General features: G+C 55.4%; 11 protein-coding genes. All 11 read right to left on the reverse strand.

What is annotated here, in order from left to right; genetic code table 11:
- Window positions 1–74: 74 nt before the first annotated feature.
- The 11 genes from AT687_RS11260 to AT687_RS11310 all read right to left on the reverse strand — a co-directional run bounded on the left by AT687_RS11260 (window position 75) and on the right by AT687_RS11310 (window position 18670).
- Window positions 75–1802, reverse strand: a complete 1728-nt coding sequence (locus AT687_RS11260; protein ID WP_014319559.1) for a DUF5635 domain-containing protein — start codon at window positions 1800–1802, stop codon at window positions 75–77.
- A gap of 82 nt (window positions 1803–1884) precedes the next feature.
- Window positions 1885–5085, reverse strand: a complete 3201-nt coding sequence (locus AT687_RS11265) for a type I restriction endonuclease subunit R (protein ID WP_014319560.1) — start codon at window positions 5083–5085, stop codon at window positions 1885–1887.
- A complete protein-coding gene (locus tag AT687_RS11270; RefSeq protein ID WP_014319561.1) occupies window positions 5078–6298 on the reverse strand; it encodes a restriction endonuclease subunit S in 1221 nt (406 codons plus the stop codon). Before AT687_RS11270 ends, AT687_RS11265 begins: the two co-directional genes overlap by 8 nt.
- Window positions 6298–7905 (reverse strand): class I SAM-dependent DNA methyltransferase, encoded by a 1608-nt coding sequence (locus tag AT687_RS11275; RefSeq protein WP_014319562.1) that lies wholly within the window; start codon window positions 7903–7905, stop codon window positions 6298–6300. The genes AT687_RS11270 and AT687_RS11275 overlap by 1 nt, the downstream gene beginning before the upstream one ends.
- 80 nt (window positions 7906–7985) lie before the next feature.
- Window positions 7986–9938 (reverse strand): hypothetical protein, encoded by a 1953-nt coding sequence (locus AT687_RS11280; RefSeq protein ID WP_014319563.1) that lies wholly within the window; start codon window positions 9936–9938, stop codon window positions 7986–7988.
- A gap of 269 nt (window positions 9939–10207) precedes the next feature.
- Window positions 10208–11479 (reverse strand): Fic family protein, encoded by a 1272-nt coding sequence (locus AT687_RS11285; protein ID WP_014319564.1) that lies wholly within the window; start codon window positions 11477–11479, stop codon window positions 10208–10210.
- A gap of 181 nt (window positions 11480–11660) precedes the next feature.
- Window positions 11661–13361, reverse strand: a complete 1701-nt coding sequence (locus AT687_RS11290; protein ID WP_014319565.1) for an ABC-ATPase domain-containing protein — start codon at window positions 13359–13361, stop codon at window positions 11661–11663.
- 77 nt (window positions 13362–13438) lie between these two features.
- Window positions 13439–14092 (reverse strand): superoxide dismutase family protein, encoded by a 654-nt coding sequence (locus tag AT687_RS11295; protein ID WP_003853202.1) that lies wholly within the window; start codon window positions 14090–14092, stop codon window positions 13439–13441.
- A 279-nt stretch (window positions 14093–14371) separates the two neighbouring features.
- On the reverse strand, window positions 14372–14602 hold the full coding sequence (locus tag AT687_RS12265; RefSeq protein WP_072574710.1) for an NUDIX hydrolase: 231 nt from the start codon (window positions 14600–14602) through the stop codon (window positions 14372–14374).
- 181 nt (window positions 14603–14783) lie between these two features.
- On the reverse strand, window positions 14784–17660 hold the full coding sequence (gene leuS, locus AT687_RS11305) for a leucine--tRNA ligase (RefSeq protein ID WP_014319566.1): 2877 nt from the start codon (window positions 17658–17660) through the stop codon (window positions 14784–14786).
- Window positions 17661–17947: 287 nt separating this feature from the next.
- On the reverse strand, window positions 17948–18670 hold the full coding sequence (locus AT687_RS11310) for a hypothetical protein (RefSeq protein ID WP_014319567.1): 723 nt from the start codon (window positions 18668–18670) through the stop codon (window positions 17948–17950).
- Window positions 18671–18718: the final 48 nt, after the last annotated feature.

Genomic DNA, 18718 nt, shown 5'->3' on the forward strand with positions numbered 1-18718 from the left:
TTGTCAGAATAGAGGGGGTCTAATCTAACAATGAATCCCGCAATTGTGGAATCCTTGGTGGAATAGCAGGCGGCTTATTCCACCAGTCTGTAGCGCCGCGACCGGCCACCACCCACAGCGACAACTCGCTCCTCATCCACTAATCCATCAACACATGCCTTGGCTGTTCCCCGAGAAACTCCACACATCGCCATCAAGTCACTGGTAGCCAGGTCCCCAACTTCACTCAGCCACAGCATCGCCGCGTTGGTTAGTTCAGCTTGGTCTGTGGACAGATATCGAACTGGAGAAAACGGTGAAGGCTCGACCTTACGCAAAATCTCGCGACAAGCATTGCCGAGCAACCACACGCCATCGTGCGCGATAATCAAGGGTGCTCCAGCAACCGTAGTTTGACGCGCCGCTTCCAACGCATTTCGCGCCACTTCTTTACCCGATTGCAGACCGCGCGCAACTACGTCAATCGTTATGAACGGTCTCTGAAACAGAAGGTAAAGGACAATCGCGATCCGATAATCGTCCTGGCGCGCTTCCGGAACTATCGACGAAACCAATTCCAACACCGGCAGCACCGGACGGCCACCTACTAGGGTCGTTTCTACAAACGGCCCTGCGATTTCCTCGATCGTTGGTGGGCGGTGACCGAGTGCGATCATGGCTTGATACATGCGATCCACACCAACGCCTTGCTTGTCCACCAACCCCAGCGCACGATACAGGTCAGCGAGGGCGGGATAGCGAGCAGCACGGTTGCTCAGCACGTTTTCGCTGGTGATTGCAGCAGGGAAGCCACCTGGGCTACGAACGATCAACGTGCTATCGAGTTCAATCCAGCGCACATCAATTGGCTCGCTTCGATTCCAGTCGCGGTGAATCATAGCGTTGAGCATGGCTTCACGAACCGCCAGGCGCGGAATCTCAGGTACTGGTTTGTGGACGAAGCCTTCCACCACGGTGTTGTTCTTATTCACTACATTCAGCGCCTGTTCCAGATAATCCAGCTGTTCCAGGCAAGACTTCTCCGGTTCCGGCACCACTCTGTTCAGCACTTGGCCGCCGTGCACATCAAAAATGCTGAGCTCGATCGCAGTGCGGCCGAGGGAGGTGAAAAGCAGCTTTCCGGCCTGCGACAGGAATCCTTCGGCATCCAGCGCGCCAATTCCACGCAGAAGTTCTTCATCGGTGAGCTCTGCGAATGCGGGATCCCATTTTCGGGCCAGGGCAAGCGCAGCAGGGCGGGCGTCGCCCAGCGTAGCGGTGGTGACCTGCGCCATTGGGTCAAATCCGGATTGAGCTCGCTGGTATTCCCACCATTCCGCTCGATCAACAGGCCGGCAGGAGTCACCAACCCGCCACCGCAGTCGATCCGAAGTGTCTTCTACTGGTTCCGCGGCGGCAGCCACATAGATGGCGAGAACCCGCTGGCCGAGCACACGCTTTTCGACGACATCAGGCGCCACATCAATTCGGGTGAAGATACCTTGACGCAGCCAATCGATGTCTAGCTCAGTGCCAATAATCTGACCTGTCTTGTCCTCTATTCCCACGATCAACGCGCCACCGCCGGGTGTGTTTGCCATGCAGGCGACTTCGTCCGCCAACTTATCAGCAGCCTCAGGATTCTCTGGCTTGCCGGGCTCAATCTGCGGACCATTGCGACGGCCGGCCTCTTCCTTGAAGTCAACCGACTGTGTCTCTTTGGTTTTCTGCACTCGCCCGTCGGCAGCCGAGGCCAAGATGGACTCAACTTGAGCAATAAGTTGCTCACGACGGTCTTCCATGTTCGGCAAGCTCAGAGTCACAACACACCACCACTTGGGAATTGTTAGAATAGGGACCCCCTATTCTAACAATGAATTGGCGTTTTGCGGGTTTAGTGGTGGATTAGGGCTTGACTCCTTCACTTCCAAGTTCACCCGCATACCTTGGCGCGAACTTTTCCATCTGTTCGTAAACCAACTGGGTGGCTTCTTTTTGTCGGTCTGGTGGATACCCGTACTTGCGCAGCAGCAACTTGATGGTGCGGCGTAGCTTTGCTTTGACGTCGTCGCGGACGGTCCAGTCGGTGCGGGTGTCACGACGCATGGTGGCAACCAGGTCACGGGCGATGTCGGCAAGGACGGAATCACCGAGCACATCGACGGCGGATTCGTTCTGCGACACCACATCGAAAAAGGTCAGCTCATCGTTGCTCAATGCAGGCGCGAACTTCTCGCCACGACGTGATTCCTCAACCACTTCCTTCGATAGCTTCACTAGCTCAGCGATCACTTCAGCAGCAGTGAGCTGCTGGTTGGTGTATCGCGTCATTACCTCTCGGATACGCTCCGAAAATAGTTGGCTGCGTAGTTCGTTATTTCCGGTCGCGTCACGTACTCCCTGTTGGAGCTTCGCTCTCAGCGCCTCGATCGCAATTTCAATGTTGGACTTAACGTTCTTTTCGCTGAAACCTTGGCTAGCAAGCTCCTGCAGGTTGGGCACATCCTGTCCAATTTCCGCGTAGATGTCCAACACCTCACGGCTTTCAGCAGCATCGACGACGAGCTGGCCTAAGATACGTCGCGCGGTATCGGAAATCGGTTCACCGCGACTTGCTCTGTCCGCCGCTTCTATCTTGATCAGCCACTGGCGGGCCTCAAGGTAGAACTCGACTTCCGATCGAATCTCATCAGCGCCGTCAGCGGTCACGGCAATCGCCCAAGATCGCGCAAGCGCGCTAGAAAGTTCTCGGAACTTCTTCGCCACCGGTCGCGCCATTGGGTCTTCTGGGTCAGTGTTCCCTAGTGTCTGCGGCGAACGTAGAAATCCCACCACCGTTGCCAGTGCCCCGCGCACGTCACCACTTTGCAGCTTTGCGCGCCAATCTACCGTCACCAGTTCGTGGATTTGCCCCAAGAACTGCTGCGCGATGGTCAGCGTCTCCGCGGCATGCTGGCCGATGACTTTCTCACCGGATTTCTCTGCATCGACGGTGAACTCATCGAGCGCTTCCTTCAGGTTGTCGGTCAGGGGCGCGTATGCGATGAGCAGACCATCTTGCTTGCCTCGGAAGGTACGGTTCACGCGCGCGAGAGTCTGCATGAGCAATGCACCGCGCAATGGTCGGTCAATGAACAACGTGTGCAGCGGTGGCGCGTCGAAGCCGGTGAGCATCATGTCTTTCACGATGATGATTTCCAGCTCGTCGTCTGGATTCTTCACGCGTTCTTTGACAGCCTTAATAGCGCTCGGCCGACGCATATGCTTCTTGATCTCCGCGGTGTCCGAGGGATTCGCGGAGTACACAACTTTGATCTTGCCCTTATCGTCAGCATCGCTATGCCAATCAGGGTGCTTCGCGATGATCTTGTCGTAAATCTTCATTGCGATACTACGAGTAGATGTGACGATCATGGCTTTGCCTGGGCATCCGATGAAGTCCTGCATGACGGTCTTACGGTCTTCCCACCGCAGCAGTAGGTCGTCGACAAGCGTGTCCAAGCGATCGTCGGCACCATACATGGCTTCGAGAGCAGCAGTGGTGCGCTGGATTCGGGCGCGCTCGGACTCGCTGAGGCCTTCGAGTGCCTCATCGGCGGTGGCGTCGATGTACTCATCGGTGATGCCTTGGACCCGGGCCAGCGGGATTAGCCGTGGCTCGAAGTAAACGGGCACGGTCGCACCGTCGTCGACTGCGCGCTGCAGGTCATACACGTCAATGTCATCGCCGAATACTTTCCTAGTGTCGCGGTCCAATTCAGAAATCGGCGTGCCGGTGAAGGCAATCATGGTCGCGTTGGGCAGCGCTGAGCGCAAGTGTGCGGCATATCCGTCACGGTTTGCCCCGAAGCCGTAGTGCGACCTGTGGGCTTCATCAGCAATGACAATGATGTTGTGTCGCTGCGACAGCACCGGGTGCTTGGCGTAGGCATTACGCTCGTCCGCGGTTAGGCCGAACTTCTGCAAGGTGGTGAAATAGATGCCGCCCGAGGTGCGTGTGGCCAATGCTGTTCGCAGGTCATCGCGGTCTTCAATCTGGCGGGGCTTTTCCGGCAGCAGGGTGCTGGCGAGGAAGGTGCTGTAGAGCTGGCCGTCGAGTTCCGTGCGGTCGTTAATAACGATGATGGTTGGGTTTTCCAGCTCCGGGGCGCGCATCACTTTGGCTGTGTACATTTCCATTTCCATGGACTTGCCTGAGCCCTGGGTGTGCCAGACCACGCCAGCCCTGCCGTCGCTTCGCACAGCCTGCATGGTGGTGCCGGCAGCCTTGGTCACAGCAAAGTACTGGTGCGGCTTGGCGATGCGCATGTACAGACCGCGCTCGGTGTCATCAAACGCGGTGTATTCGCGCATGAGCTGCAGGAATCGGACTTGGTTGAATACACCCCAGATCACGTTTTCCAGCCCGAGCGGGATCTCACCGGAGCTGTCCGGCTGGTCCATCTTGATTGGCTTGCCGTCGTCATCCACGTTCCACGGCGACATGTGGTTCAGCGGGGTAAACGGGGTGCCGTAGCGCGCGTCTATGCCATCGCTTGCCACCACGACGTTGGCAAAGCGGAATGCCATGGGGAACTCGTGGACATAGGTCTGTAGCTGGTTGAATGCTTCTTCAGCAGTGGATTTGCCGGAGGGTTTCTTCAGCTCAAAGAATGCAACCGGCAGACCGTTGATGTAGGCCACTACGTCGAAACGACGCTCATATTCCACGTTGCGGATGATGACCTGGTTGACCACTTTATAGTCGTTTTTATCCACATTGGACGACACAAAATAAATCGTCGGATTCTGACGCTGCCCGTCGAGGTCGTAGTACTCAATTCCCGAGTAGCCCTGCACCAGCATCTGATGCACGCGCAGGTTTTCCGCCACGGGATCCTGGGACTTTGGCGTGAGCAGCTCGCCGATGGCGTGTTGTAGAAACTCCTCGGGTACTTCTGGGTTCAGCTTGGAGACAGCCTCATTCAGCGTTTGCCGGAGGACTATTTCTTTCCAGTTTTGGCGCTCACCAGAGCCCGGCGCGACTGCGGTGCCGTGGAGTGGCTGCCAGTCGTTATCACCCAGCTTTTCCAAAGCCAGTCGCTCTAGCATGTCTTCACTAAACACTGCTGTCTCCTTCCTCCTGCTGGTTTTGCTTTACGACGCCCACGTCCCCGGCCGCTTCCTTCGCCTCGGCAACGGTAATCTTCCCGTTCATAAGCAGCGGCAATAGCTCGTCACGGGTAGCGGCGAGGACTTGGTTTTCCTTCACAGCCGAGATTGCTCTATCTTCTAGCATTCCAAGATGCGAATGCAGGTCGAAGTATTCTTCATGAAAAACGTTAGGAACAGTGCATTCGAGTATTGTTCCCTTGGTGATGGTAGAGAACACTGATCCATAAGATTTGGACCTAAGTTCTTCCACAATTCCTTCTATTGCCAACCGGAGGGCAGCGCTTCGGTTTTCTGGTTCAGCAAACCCATATGCCGACTGATTGAAGGATGTCGGAGACACTAGCGTTACGACTTTTCCAACAGTGCCACGTGCAGAAAGCAACACCGCACCGGCGGGGAGCGGAGCAAAACGCCTTGTCTTTGCACACTCGGTGCTAATCCCTTCTGCAGTGCTGAGTAGGTATTTTCCATTCGCTGCAGTCATGTCAGCAACAGAGCTCCAAGGAATCTCATTAGTCCAGTTCTCTTGAACCTTTCTGGCAGGAGTCCCTCCTAATTGAGGCAATGCAACTGATTCAACAGGAACACGTTCGACATCCTTTATCGCTCGATTCCAAATAGCTGATTGCAAATCGGTTATCGAATTAACTACCCGCTGATTCGCCGCAATCTTGTCGTCCAAGGCACCGAGGACATCGGCGATTGCTAACTGCCGTCTGAGCACAGCAGCAGGCACCAGGAGCTTTCCGAAATCCGTCTTATTTAAGATTGGAGAAGCTGATCCTCCCGCGATGTCTTTGAGCTGAGGAGCTCCATTCAAAATCGCGTAGTAGAGGTATCGATCATGGGCCTTTCCTGGTGTTGCTGTAACGCTGTTGATCTGCTGGTTCGTCAACACCTGATTCTTTACAAAACCAGTTTTTCCAAGCGTAGACCCGATACACGTAACACACGTCGAATTTGCAGGAACTAGCCTGCTTCTGAGATTCTTCAAAGCCTCTACAGCTACGACACGATTCGTACTGACGATTTGATCCTTGTGGGAAAAATCAGACGGGGTAACAAATGGGATGCCCTCACATTTTTCAGTCAGCTGAAGAAAACGAGTTGGCGTCGAACCGGTTCTAATCTCAGCAAGACTGGCAAGCTCTACAAAATTAACCATCACTTCAACCTCCCCAGCTGCTCGCGAACGACAGCGTCCAACCGCACGGACTCGTCTAATGCAGCAGTCAATTCTGCGGTTAGACGTGCGATCTTTTCGTCGATAGGCTCATCATCTTCTTCGGCCTCAGGCATGCCCACATAGCGGCCAGGTGTTAGCGCGTAGCCAGCTTCGCGGATCTCCTCAATCGTCGCGGACTTACAGAAACCCGCCTCATCCTCGTACTCCCCCTCCGCGGACTTACGCCCACGCCAGGTTCGGAACGCATTAGCAATCTTGGCGATGTCCTCATCACTAAACGCCCGCTCCGTGCGGTCGATCATGTGGCCGAGCTGGCGGGCGTCGATAAGCAATACCTCACCACGGCGATCAACACTGCCACCAGCACCCGCCGACTTATCCTTAGCAAAAAACCACACGCACACCGGAATGCCCGTGCCACGGAACAACTGCGCCGGCAGCGCAATCACACACGACACAACATCATCTTCCACCATTTTCTTGCGGATCTCGCCCTCACCAGAGCTTTGCGACGTCATTGTGCCATTCGCCATCACCACACCAGCTTCGCCGTGATCCTTCAGCTTCGAAATGATGTGCTGCATCCACGCAAAGTTCGCATTCTTCGCCGGAGGCACACCGTACTTCCAACGGGCATCCTCCTCGTTGCAAATCCAATCCTTAATGTTAAACGGCGGATTAGCCATGATGTAGTCCATCTTGGTGCCCGCATGAATATCGCGAGCAAACGTGTCACCCCAGCGCTCACCCAAACCGGACGAACTGATGGCGTGAATAGCCAAGTTCATCTTCGCCATACGCCACGTACGCTCATTCAGCTCCTGACCATAAACCGCAATGTTGCTGCGGTCACGCTTCGTGGCCTCCAAGAACTTCTCCGCCTGCACAAACATGCCACCCGAACCACAACATGGGTCATACACACGCCCCTCAGTTGGCTCAAGGATTTCCACCAACGTCCGCACGACCGGCTGCGGCGTATAAAACTCGCCACCCCTCTTACCCTCAGCCTTGGCGAACTTGTCCAGAAAGTACTCATAGACCTCCCCAAGTAGGTCGCGGGCCTTCTTATCCTTAGTGCTGGCAAAGTACGTAGAGCTAAACAGGTCCACTAATTCACCGAGACGGCGCTGGTCGATATTGTCCTTGCCATAAATCTGCGGCAGCGTGCCCAGTAGCGATTCGTTATCCGCCATGAGCTGCTGCATAGCCTCATCGATCAACTTGCCGATAGACTTGTGTTTTCCTTCCAGATCCATGCCCTTGGAATACTTCTTTAGGAAGTCCCAACGGGCATTCGACGCCACCCAAAAAACATTCTCGCTGGTGTAAGCGTCAACATCGGCAAGATCTTCTAGGATGTATTCCTCATCAATGCCCTGGCCTTCTAGCTCCGCGCGGATTTCCTTCTGACGTTCCTCAAAGGAATCCGATACATACTTTAGGAACACCAGCCCCAGAGCAACATCCTTGTACTGCGACGCATCCATAGAACCGCGAAGCTTATCCGCGGACTTCCACAATGTGTCCTTGATTTCCTTAGAGGTGGAAGGGACCTGCGCCACTTCCTTCTTCTTCCGTACCATTTTCTTTCCTCACTTCTCTTTGCTTTTCGCTATTTTCTAGTTTCGTTGAAGCACTGAGCTTCATGCAGTTATCGCGTGAGCTAACCAGGCGCCGCCCTAATAGCGCCGCTGACCAGTGCCTCTCCCAGCTCCAATTGAAAACTGTCGAGCCGATCTAGTTGAGTCTGAAGTTCCTGCCGCTTCGCATTGACCTCCACTAGAGCAGATTCAAAGGCAACCGCGTCCTCCCGATCCACAACCGGCACCAACCACGATTCCTTCTTCTTCGCCTTCACCTTGCTAAGCTGCTGCGCCAACAAATGCGGAGATGTCACCCTCTTCAGAAGTTCTTTCGTCCTCCCCCGAGTCTGCCTGCACCGCAGAACCTGCACTGGCGCCTCCACAAGCGCGCCACCGGAAGAGTCCACAAACACATGCGGGCTGCCATCGAAAGCAAACAAAACATCGCCCGGCTCGGTCAAATGAGCATTCCGAAGCTTAAATTCCAACTCCAACAAATCAACTTTTCGCTCACCGACCTGTACAAACCCCAACAATTCACTTCGCCCAATCACCGGCACAGTGCCATCAGGATTGGCTACATTAATATCGGCAAGCTTGAACCCCGACAACAACTTCACCACCGCTTCGGGCCCGTTCGTCGCCTGCGCCCAGTTGACCAGTTGCTTCCGTCGCGGAGCATACGGATTTCCCGCTTGAGCAAAAGGCGCGTTATTGAAAGGAGTAATGCCTATCGATGCCGCACTCTCACGCAACTGTGTCATCGACACGGCTTGACTAATCGACACTTGCCGTTCCAATGTCGGCATCAAAGAATCACGCGTCCGCGCGATACGCTGCGGGATGACCTCAGCTTTATGGAAGGTATGCGACCTCGGATTTACCCGGTTATCTACAGCTGCTAATACATCTCGGACTAGATGACGAACTGAATCTGGGGCTAAATCCATCACCGCATAATCCGCAAGAACAACCACATCATTAGTGGTTTCGGCATTGACACTATTCCGCAGAGCCCACAACGCAAGTTGCTTTTGCCCCAAATGCCGAGTCCACCCTTTAGGTAGCAGCGCGGCAAAACGAAGTGAAGTTTGCAAGCTGGTTCGACTCGGCCACAGGCAATTCTTTCGCTCGGTGTTTAGGTACTCCGATTGAGAAGAAATGAGCAAATCAGCCGGCCCCACTACCAATACGCATCCACGTTGGTCAATACCGGTCACAGCGAGATCCACCTGATTGAAAAACTCTTCAGAGTTATCGGCTGTAGCGGCCAACCATCGCATTAACACTACGGCGGAAGGATCCCATTCGTCAGTGTCCACCTCTACCGGAATGCCCAGCCCAATGCTCAAACACATTTCCGGGCTGAATCGGGAATACTGCAGAGCTAAACGGGAAGGTACAGGCATTGCGCCAGAAACTCGTTGAGCCCACGTATCACCGCCAGCACCTAAGGCCACAATTTCTCGGCTGCCCTCGTCAATGCTTAACATCTGTGCAATTTCTGATCCCACGACATCGAGGCACAGCTCAGCACCAGTAATCATGCCTTCGGCAGATGCGTTACGACGATACTCGATTATCCTCTGCAAGACTTTGACCGCGGAGAAACCTGCCTCTGCCAATTCATTAGCGATAGCGACCGCTGGTTCCAAATCACTGTTGAGGACTGACTCCGGAACAAGCGCTTCTAAGAATAAACGATCATAAACAAGCTGCGGCGTTACTTCCTCCCCAGTTAAAGCATGCACTGCCAATGCTGCCCACACCGCTGGGCTCTTCATGGCATCTAGGAACAGTTCACTATGGAAAGCGGCGTCCTCGACAGCTTCTGCATTATTACCGTGATTCGTGTCAATAAGCCACCGCGCTACTTCACGAGCATCAAATTTCATCGAAGGATCTGTTTCTACAGGCTGCGGAAAAGGAGTCGCAGAGGTTGAAGGAAAACGCGTCTGCCATTGCGTAACAGCCGGACGTTTTACCTCAGCTAAGTTCGCTATCCCTTGCATAGAGATCAACAGTGCGCTCATCTTCACCTACCTCGCTTTCAACGCTCATGCCGTGATTGCTCCAACGATCAAATCTGATAATAGAGAACTTTAATCAGTGTTTTTTATATGTTTCTGTTAAGCACCCTTAACGAACAAGACTTAATGTGTAGCAGCCAACCTCTGCGGAGAAATACTCAGTGTGTGCGACGAGATCCACAGGCGTGGTTTCGTCGCTAAGCACAAACCTAACCGAGCGAGGCAGACCCAAGAGGCAAAACTGGTGGGTTGGGAACCGCGCGTCCTGATGGCTACGCCAAGCGAGTATCAAACTGACTACTTGCTAGCTGGCGATCCGCATGAGTGATCAGGCTTAAGATGTCGTCGGCATAATAACCAGTCGTGCCTCGAGTACCGATAACTTTTCCGCGCAAAATGCCCGCAGCCTGCAAATCTTCAAGCGCTCGGCGTGCGTTGGACCAGGTCACACCGTACAACCGCTCTAGCGTCTTAGCTGTCACAATCGGATGCGCAGCAAGACCTGTGAGCAGTTTGAAATCTATCGAATCTGCACGCAGCGCACGGGTTTTACCTTGGCTTTTCCGGTACTCGTCTAAGCGTTGTTCCCAATCCTGCTGGATCTCTAATAACTGGTCAGCTAGTAAATTCGCCTGTGTGACGGCTTCCTGCGCCGCATCAAAAAAGGTACCGAGCCAACGAGGAACATCACCTTGACGAAACGCCGTAAGCCCTTCGACATAGCGTTTGGACCACGTGCCCAAAATTAAACTAATGGGCAAGATTGTTTGATGTGTTAACCCACGACGCAATAGAGTCCCATGGATCAAGGCACGCCCAACACGGCCGTTTCCATCCGCGAACGGATGAATAGTTTCAAACTGTGCATGAATAATCGCAGCCTGGGTCAAAGCTCCATGGGCGGCACCATTAAAGTACCGACAGAAATCGGCCATTAAGGCGGGAACTTCTTCAGGCGGTGGCGGAACAAATTCGGCCCCAATGGGTGTTCGACCAGATCCGCCAATCCAGTTTTGAATCTTTCGTATCCCTACAGGAACCGTTGGATGCGCACCAAGAAGCTCAGATTGCAGCTGCCCAAGATGCTCTGGGGTAATTTCTGGTGTAGTAGCAAAGGAATTTTCTACGGAACGAAGCACTTGTAGGTTTCTCGCCACGGCTTCAGCACTTTCCTTGAAGCCACGAACGTCTTCTTCTTGTGCCAATTCGGCAAGAACAACCTTGTCAACGTTAGGCGCAATGCCTTCAATGCGTGACGACGAAATCGCTTCCGAGCGCATCAGCAGGCGCGCAATGCTTTCCAATTGCCCCGCACCATCTCGCCGCCCTAGAGCAATAATGCTTCTCTCGATTTCCGCAGCTTTTTGCGCCAATTCCACAGGAATAACGAGACTGGCATCAGAAAGCGTGTCGGGGATGTATGCCTCATAGCTGCCGCCTTGTCTATCTCTTCGAGAAATGCCACTACCGTCAGCCGGTATCCAATTACGCGTAACCCATTGAGGCATGTTTAACGCCTTTCCATTCCCCAAAGCCTGTTTCATGATTGTTTAACAGTTATCCAAACATGAAATCAGGGTGAAAGCAACGGAAAACAGTTATCCAAACATGATCGCACGCCGGTTGCGCCGCCGCGGTGAGCAATTTTTGTACCCTAAGGTTGCAAAACCACAGGACGGCCCCTCAAAAACAGTGCTTAAGGTGCAAAAATTGCTCACGCACCCCTCACGCACCAAGCGAACCAACAAGCGAAAGCCTGCGGTAGCGGTTGAGCGCCGCCATGACTTCCTGCGGCCGGGGCATGGCCACGCGCCCTGGGTGTCGCTCGGCGTGGGAGCCTGCGCGTTGCCCGCTAAGCGCTGCCCACCCGTGGGTTTGTATCTCCGCGAGTACGTCGTTGACCAGTGTGATCATGGGCGTGTGGCCGTCGGCACGCTTTTCTAGGGTTGCGATGATGCGGGCGATTGCTTGGGTTTGGGAACTGCAGGCGAGTTGGCTGATGGCGCGGAGGTCGATGTCGTCGCGACCGTGTTGGATGGTGTCGATTCCGCGGGCGCGCGGCAGCTTGGGGGTGCGTCCGCGCTGGTCACGCTGGGTGCGAACGCGCGCGGCCACCCGCGGGGCAGGCCATGTCATTGGTGTGAGGGCGGGCGCTGTTGGGGTGGTGTTGATAAGTTGTTGAGCTTGGGTGGTTGCATCGTGGGGTGTGTAGGCGTCCATGGCGATGACGGTGTCGGCGATGTCGATAAAGGCGCCTGAGCCGCCGGCGACGACCACTGTGGAAATACCGTGGTCGCACCATAGTTCGCGGGCGCGGTCGACGAGCGGGGTGATGGGTTCGCGGTCGGCGGGAACGAGACGGCGCATGCGTTCGTCGCGAATCATGAAGTTGGTGGCAGAGGTGTCCTCATCAATGAGGAGTGTGTGCGCGCCCGCCTCGAGTGCCTCCATCAGGGCGGCGGACTGCGATGTGGAGCCTGAGGCGTTGGTGGTGGAAAAGGAGGTGGTGCGCTCCCCCGACGGCAGACCGTTGATGAACGGCGAGATGTCCACACCCGTGATGGCACGACCGTCTTCAGCACGCAGGGCGACGGCGGTGGGGTCGGCGACCACTAGCTCGCGACCATCGCCGGCAACGTGATCATAAACACCTGTGACCAGCGCGGATAGCAGCGTGGACTTGCCGTGGTAGCCACCGCCAACGATGAGCGTCACCCCCTGCGGGATCCCCATGCCGCGCGCGGTCCGCCCCGATGGCAACGTGAACTCATGGGCTAGAGATTCTGGCGCCACGAACGGGATCGCATGGGACTTTGGCTCATCACTATTGCCCGCCTGACGAGGCAAAATGGAACCATCGGCAATAAACGCCACCAGCCCAGCACCTGCGAGCGCACCCCGCAGCGCAGTCTGATCGCGCCCCAGCGCCGCCGCCGCTTCCAACTCGGCCCGCAACGCATCCCCACCAGCGGTTATGCACAGCGCACGGTCCAGTGCCCGCGGCAAGGTGGTACACAGCAACTGGGCAGCCTCACGCCCGCGGATACGCCGCCCCCGCGCCGGCAGCTGCACCTCAAAACAAATCTGCAGCGCGTCGTCTAGCTGCGTCACCGCCGCCCGCGACAACACCTGCTGGCCGGGGCAATCAATGGCCAAACCGTGACAGAACTCCCCCGCGATTCGGCGATTAAGCAGGTCACGTTGGTGCGTCGATAAGCTCCCCGAAAATGGCAGCGCGGCCAGCGGAACCCGCACACGGCTTAACGACGCCGGCGCAAACGGATCCGACTGCACCTTGTCCAGAAACAGCTCCGCCCCGGGGACACCCTCCAAGGCGTGCCGACCCGCAATCGACTTGTACGCGCCATAACCCTTGCCATCTAAACTGCTCAACCGCTGAAATAAAGTGCCCATAGAACACCGCATGCTACCCTAAGGCCGCAAACCCGCAGGACGCCCCCTCAAAAACAGTGCTTAAGGTACAAAAATTGCTCACACGAGGCTTATTTTGCTTCGATCACGCCGCATGCAAAGCGAGCGCCAGCGTCGCCAGTCTTCAACGTGTCCTGATCAGGGCCTTCTGGTGCATAGCGCTCAGGGATGTTGGCAAAGTTATCGCGGCCTTCGTGCACAATGAGGCTGGCGCCATCGGTGCCGAGAAGCAGCTCGGGGGTCAGGGCGTCGGTTGTAACCGTCAACTTTGCAGTGCCATCCTTTGCGGCCAAAAGTGAGGGCAAATCACCAGCGTGTGGATGGTATCCGCCAGAATGATCGGAGCCATGGGAATGATCTGGGCCGCTTAAATGACCTCCAGCGGACTTGAAGTCACCTTCACATTTACCCTTATCGTGCACATGGAAACCATGGAACCCTGGCTCCAGCCCCTTTGCATCCACGTTGATTTCAGTTCCAGCCTGTGTGGTTGTAAAAGTAACCGTGCCGGCGTCTTCGCCCTTCTGCGTGACGAGCTTCGCAGTAGCAAATGGCGTTCCCATCTCGCCTGACGACGTCTCACTTGCCGATGCATTCATCGAGGCATTTTCAGTTTGCTCACCGCTGCCGCAAGCTGCGAGTGCGCTTGCTAGGGCAAATCCTACGCCCAGCATGGTGAGCTTTTTTGATCGTGGGGAAAGCGCAAAGACTGCACGAGTGTTCATTGTTGGCCTTTCATTGAGTCAGCTATCCCACCATGCCACTTGACAGTAATAGACTATTAAATGGCAATTAAAGATAGTGTTTTTATATTGAAAAGCACTCTAGCATTGCCGAGATAATTTAGCTAGCCCCAATTTATCGAGTCAGATCGGGGTGACGCTCCACAATTCCCCCCCTCCCAGCGCGCCCGTGAGCAATTTTTGTACCCTAAGGCTGCAAAATCGCAGGACGCCCCCTCAAAAATGGCGCTTAAGGTACAAAAATTGCTCACGCTGGAGCTTTTAGGGCAGCAGGGCAGGGAAAAGCGCCTGCTCCAGCAGGGGAACAAGAGGTTTGGTGGGGTGACAGGGGTCGACCCAAACGCATTCGGCAATTTCGGTAGCAACGGTAGGTTCGCGCAGGTGAGCGTCGATAAGCGTGAGGCCCCCTCCCGGCGCGCGGTCTGCCGCCGGGGAACATGAAGCGGCTGGTGTTTTTCTTACGGCGCTCACGCAGATGGCGGGGGAGTTCATGGGACCGATCCTACTGACCACCGCAGTCCCGAGGTGAGCAATTTTTGTACCCTAAGGCTGCAAAACCGCAGGACGCCCCCTCAAAAACGGCGCTTAAGGTACAAAAATTGCTCACGCCCCGGCACCCACTCACACAAAAATCGGCCCAGCGATCTCGCCGGGCCGATTTCTCGTGTTGTGGTTACTTGACCACTAGGTTGACCATGCGCCCTGGGACGACGATCTTCTTGACCACGTTCTTGCCTTCGATGTGTGTTGTCACGGCATCGGAGGCGAGTGCGATTTCGGAGATCTGTTCTTGGGTGGCGTCGGCAGGGACCATGATGCGGGCGCGGACCTTGCCGTTGATCTGGACTGGCATTTCTACTTCGTCGTCAACGAGCCACTTGTCTTCGTACTCGGGGAAGGGGACAAAGGTGATGGTGTCGTTGTGTCCGAGGCGCTTCCAGAGCTCTTCGGCGATGTGTGGTGCGACGGCTGCGACCATGATGACCAGTGGTTCGACGGCGGCGCGTGGTGCACCGGTGGAGCCGTATGCCTTGGTCAGGTAGTTGACGTATTCGATGGCTTTGGCTACCACGGTGTTGATGCGCAGGTTTTCGTAGTCGTCACGCATGCCGGCGATGGTGCGGTGTAGTTGCTTGAGGTCGTCGTCGGTGAGTGCTGCGTCGGTGACAACGATGGATCCGTCGTCTTCCGAGACCACGAGACGCCAGAGTCGCTGGAGAAAGCGGTGGGCACCGATGACGTCCTTGGTGGACCATGGGCGAGAGGTGTCCAGTGGTCCCATGGCCATTTCGTAGACGCGGAGGGTGTCGGCGCCGAAGTCGCGGCAGATGTCGTCAGGTGCGACGGCGTTCTTGAGGGACTTGCCCATCTTGCCGTATTCCTGGTTGACTTCTTCGCCTTGGTAGTAGAATTTGCCGTCTTTTTCTTCTACTTCTTCGGCTGGGACGTACACGCCACGGGAGTCGGTGTAGGCAAATGCTTGGATGTAGCCTTGGTTGAAGAGGCGTCGGTAAGGTTCGCGGGAGGTAACAAAGCCGAGGTCGAAGAGGACTTTGTGCCAGAAGCGGGAGTACAAGAGGTGGAGCACGGCGTGCTCGACACCGCCGACGTAGAGGTCAACGCCGCCGGAGTCTTCTGCGCTACGGGGGCCTGTCCAGTAGCGTTCGTTTTCGATGTCGCAGAAAGCTTCGCTGTTGGTGGGGTCGATGTAGCGCAGTTGGTACCAGGAGGAGCCGGCCCACTGTGGCATGACGTTGGTGTCGCGGGTGTACTTCTTCAGGCCGTCGCCGAGGTCGAGTTCTACTTGGGTCCACTCGGTGGCTTTGGCCAGTGGTGGGTGTGGTTCGGAGTCGGCGTCGTCTGGGTCGAAGGAGACTGGTTTGTAGTCTTCTACCTCGGGGAGTTCGACGGGCAGCATGGACTCGGGTAGTGCGTGGGCGAGGCCGTTTTCGTCGTAGACGACTGGGAATGGTTCGCCCCAGTAGCGCTGGCGGGCGAAGAGCCAGTCGCGCAGCTTGTACTGGATTTTTTCGGATCCCTTTTGCTTGTCGACGAGCCACTCAATAACCCGAGCAATCGCTTCCTGCTTGTCTAGGCCATTGATATCGAGGCCTTGGTCATTAGCGGAGTTCACGGCTGTGCCGGATTCGGTGTAGGCCGCTTCGGCAATGTTGCCGCCAGCGACAACCTCGCGAATGGGCAGGCCGAATTCGGTGGCGAACTCGTAATCGCGGGTGTCGTGTGCAGGCACAGCCATGATTGCGCCGGTGCCGTAACCGGTGAGCACATAGTCACCGATAAACACTGGGATGCTCTCACCGTTGACAGGGTTGACGGCGTTTACGCCGAGGTAAACGCCTGTCTTTTCCTTGTTTTCTTGGCGCTCAAGGTCGCTCTTTGCGGCGATGGAAGCACGGTAGGCTTTGACTGCTTCCGCAGGGGTGGCTTGGCCGAAGGTCCAACGGGGGTCGATTCCTTCGTAGGAGTTCGTGCCGGCGGCGACGAGGGCGTCGACAAGCTCGTGCTCAGGGGCGAGAACCATGTAGGACGCGCCGAACAGTGTGTCTGGGCGGGTGGTGAACACGGTGATCGTGTGGCCGAGGGCATCAAAGTCCACCTCGGCGCCACGCGAACGACCAATCCAGTTACGCTGCATGCTCTTGACCTTGTCTGGCCAATCCAACAGGTCAAGGTCGTCGATAAGACGATCCGAATATGCAGTAATGCGCATCATCCACTGCGACAACTTCTTGCGGAAAACTGGGAAGTTACCGCGCTCCGAACGACCATCCGCGGTGACCTCCTCGTTAGCCAACACAGTGCCCAAACCAGGGCACCAGTTCACCATCGAGTGAGAGCGGTAAACCAAGCGGAATTCATCCACAACCTTTGCTTTTTCCACCGCATCCAACTCGGAGTACGAGTCAGCAGAGCCCTCGAAGCCCTCCGGCAATGCCACTTCACCCGACTCCAGAAGCGGAATTAGCTCAGAGATAGGGCGGGCCTTTTGCTGCTTGGTATCAAACCAAGCATTGAAAATCTGTAAGAAGATCCACTGCGTCCACTTGTAGAACTCCGGATCAGTGGTAGCCACGCTACGGCGAGGATCGTGCCCCAAGCCCAATGCACCCAACTGGCGCTGCATGTTCGCAATGTTGGCCATGGTGGTCGTGCGTGGGTGTGTGCCCGTCTGGATCGCATACTGCTCAGCTGGCAGACCGAAGGCATCGTAGCCCAAGGTGTGCAGCACATTCTTGCCTAGCATGCGGTTAAAGCGAGCGAAAACATCCGTCGCAATGTATCCCAGTGGGTGGCCAACGTGCAGACCAGCACCCGATGGATACGGGAACATATCCTGAACAAACAGCTTGTCTTCAGGGAGTTTGTCTCCAGAGACGGCTAAATCGCCCACGGGGTTGGGGGCGTTAAAAGTACCGTTATCAATCCAGTACTGCTGCCATGAACGCTCGATCTCACCGGCCAGTTCGGCGGTATAACGAAACGCAGGACCTGCTGAAGTGTCAGGGGTGTTTCCGCTCGGATTAGTCATGGTCAAATAGTGTAGTAGCAACCCATGACATTAACCGCATGAAGGTGTACAAAAACGAAGTGACCTGCTACCGTTCAAGGAAACTGACCCCTAGAAGTGAGGAGTTCCCCATGGACTTCGGCGTTATTTCCGGTGCACTGTCCACCGCTTACCAGTTCATTGCACCAATCCTGAAGATCCTTTCCTTGATCAAGGCCTTCATCTAAGGGATCTAAAGGGTTCACCTTCAATAACCCCCTGTAGAAAGCAGCCACAACGAGCTGTTTCCTACAGGGGTTTGTTGTTTTCTACCACGGTGTGGCGGTGAGGTATGCGACTGCGTTGGTGGCGTCGATAAGCTCTGCGAGTTGGAGTTGCAGTTCTTCTTGTTTGCTGGCCTCCACTAGAATCCAGCCAGTCCAAGCTGTTTTACCCATGGCATAAATTTGGTCGCCTACATTGCTCATAGTTCGCTGTGCGTCGCGCACCCACAATAGGCCGATGAGATTCGCTTGAGAAATGTCATCACATTCAGCAATGCTTGCAGCATAAGCTACTGGATCCGCGTTACTCACGAGCACCTCGTACAGCGATTGCAGCACCTCGGCATGCTCAGAGTGAGCCAAGAAAACAGGTGTCACAATGCAGAGCTCATCTGTGCAACGAGTGTCAACAGCCCCTAACTCTATATCGAGGCGATTAACGCTTGCAGAGTAGACGGTCGGTTCTGCGCAGTCTTCGAAAAAGAATTTTTCTATCAGGGAGTCGTCAGGGTCGGGAGTTTCCTCGTAGGTCACTAGGCTGCGAAGCTCATAGCACTGCATAAGTTCTGGGTGTGATTTTTGGGCGTATGCCGATTCGCAACGCAAGCTCCATTGTGCGTAGGCACTTCCTTTACTGGGAAGTGGTCGTGGGGAGCTACATACGATGTGAAGGAGCGCGTCTTGGATGCGTTGTTGATAGCGCGCATAGGCATCGGTGATATCACTGGGATGAGCTACGAATTCAGTGATCAACACTTCACAGGTCATGTCCGTGAGACTAGCACACCAAATTCCCCCTTGAACAGGGAAAATCGG

The sequence above is a fragment of the Corynebacterium diphtheriae genome, from assembly GCF_001457455.1.
Classification (GTDB): Bacteria; Actinomycetota; Actinomycetes; order Mycobacteriales; family Mycobacteriaceae; genus Corynebacterium; species Corynebacterium diphtheriae.

Coding starts and splice junctions, on each gene's coding strand:
- AT687_RS11270 (WP_014319561.1), bottom strand. CDS start 6,298: ATGGTTAATTTTGTAGAGCTTGCCAGTCTTGCTGAGATTAGAACCGGT.
- AT687_RS11275 (WP_014319562.1), bottom strand. CDS start 7,905: ATGGTACGGAAGAAGAAGGAAGTGGCGCAGGTCCCTTCCACCTCTAAG.
- AT687_RS11280 (WP_014319563.1), bottom strand. CDS start 9,938: ATGAGCGCACTGTTGATCTCTATGCAAGGGATAGCGAACTTAGCTGAG.
- AT687_RS11285 (WP_014319564.1), bottom strand. CDS start 11,479: ATGAAACAGGCTTTGGGGAATGGAAAGGCGTTAAACATGCCTCAATGG.
- AT687_RS11290 (WP_014319565.1), bottom strand. CDS start 13,361: ATGCGGTGTTCTATGGGCACTTTATTTCAGCGGTTGAGCAGTTTAGAT.
- AT687_RS11295 (WP_003853202.1), bottom strand. CDS start 14,092: ATGAACACTCGTGCAGTCTTTGCGCTTTCCCCACGATCAAAAAAGCTC.
- AT687_RS12265 (WP_072574710.1), bottom strand. CDS start 14,602: ATGAACTCCCCCGCCATCTGCGTGAGCGCCGTAAGAAAAACACCAGCC.
- leuS (WP_014319566.1), bottom strand. CDS start 17,660: ATGACTAATCCGAGCGGAAACACCCCTGACACTTCAGCAGGTCCTGCG.
- AT687_RS11310 (WP_014319567.1), bottom strand. CDS start 18,670: ATGACCTGTGAAGTGTTGATCACTGAATTCGTAGCTCATCCCAGTGAT.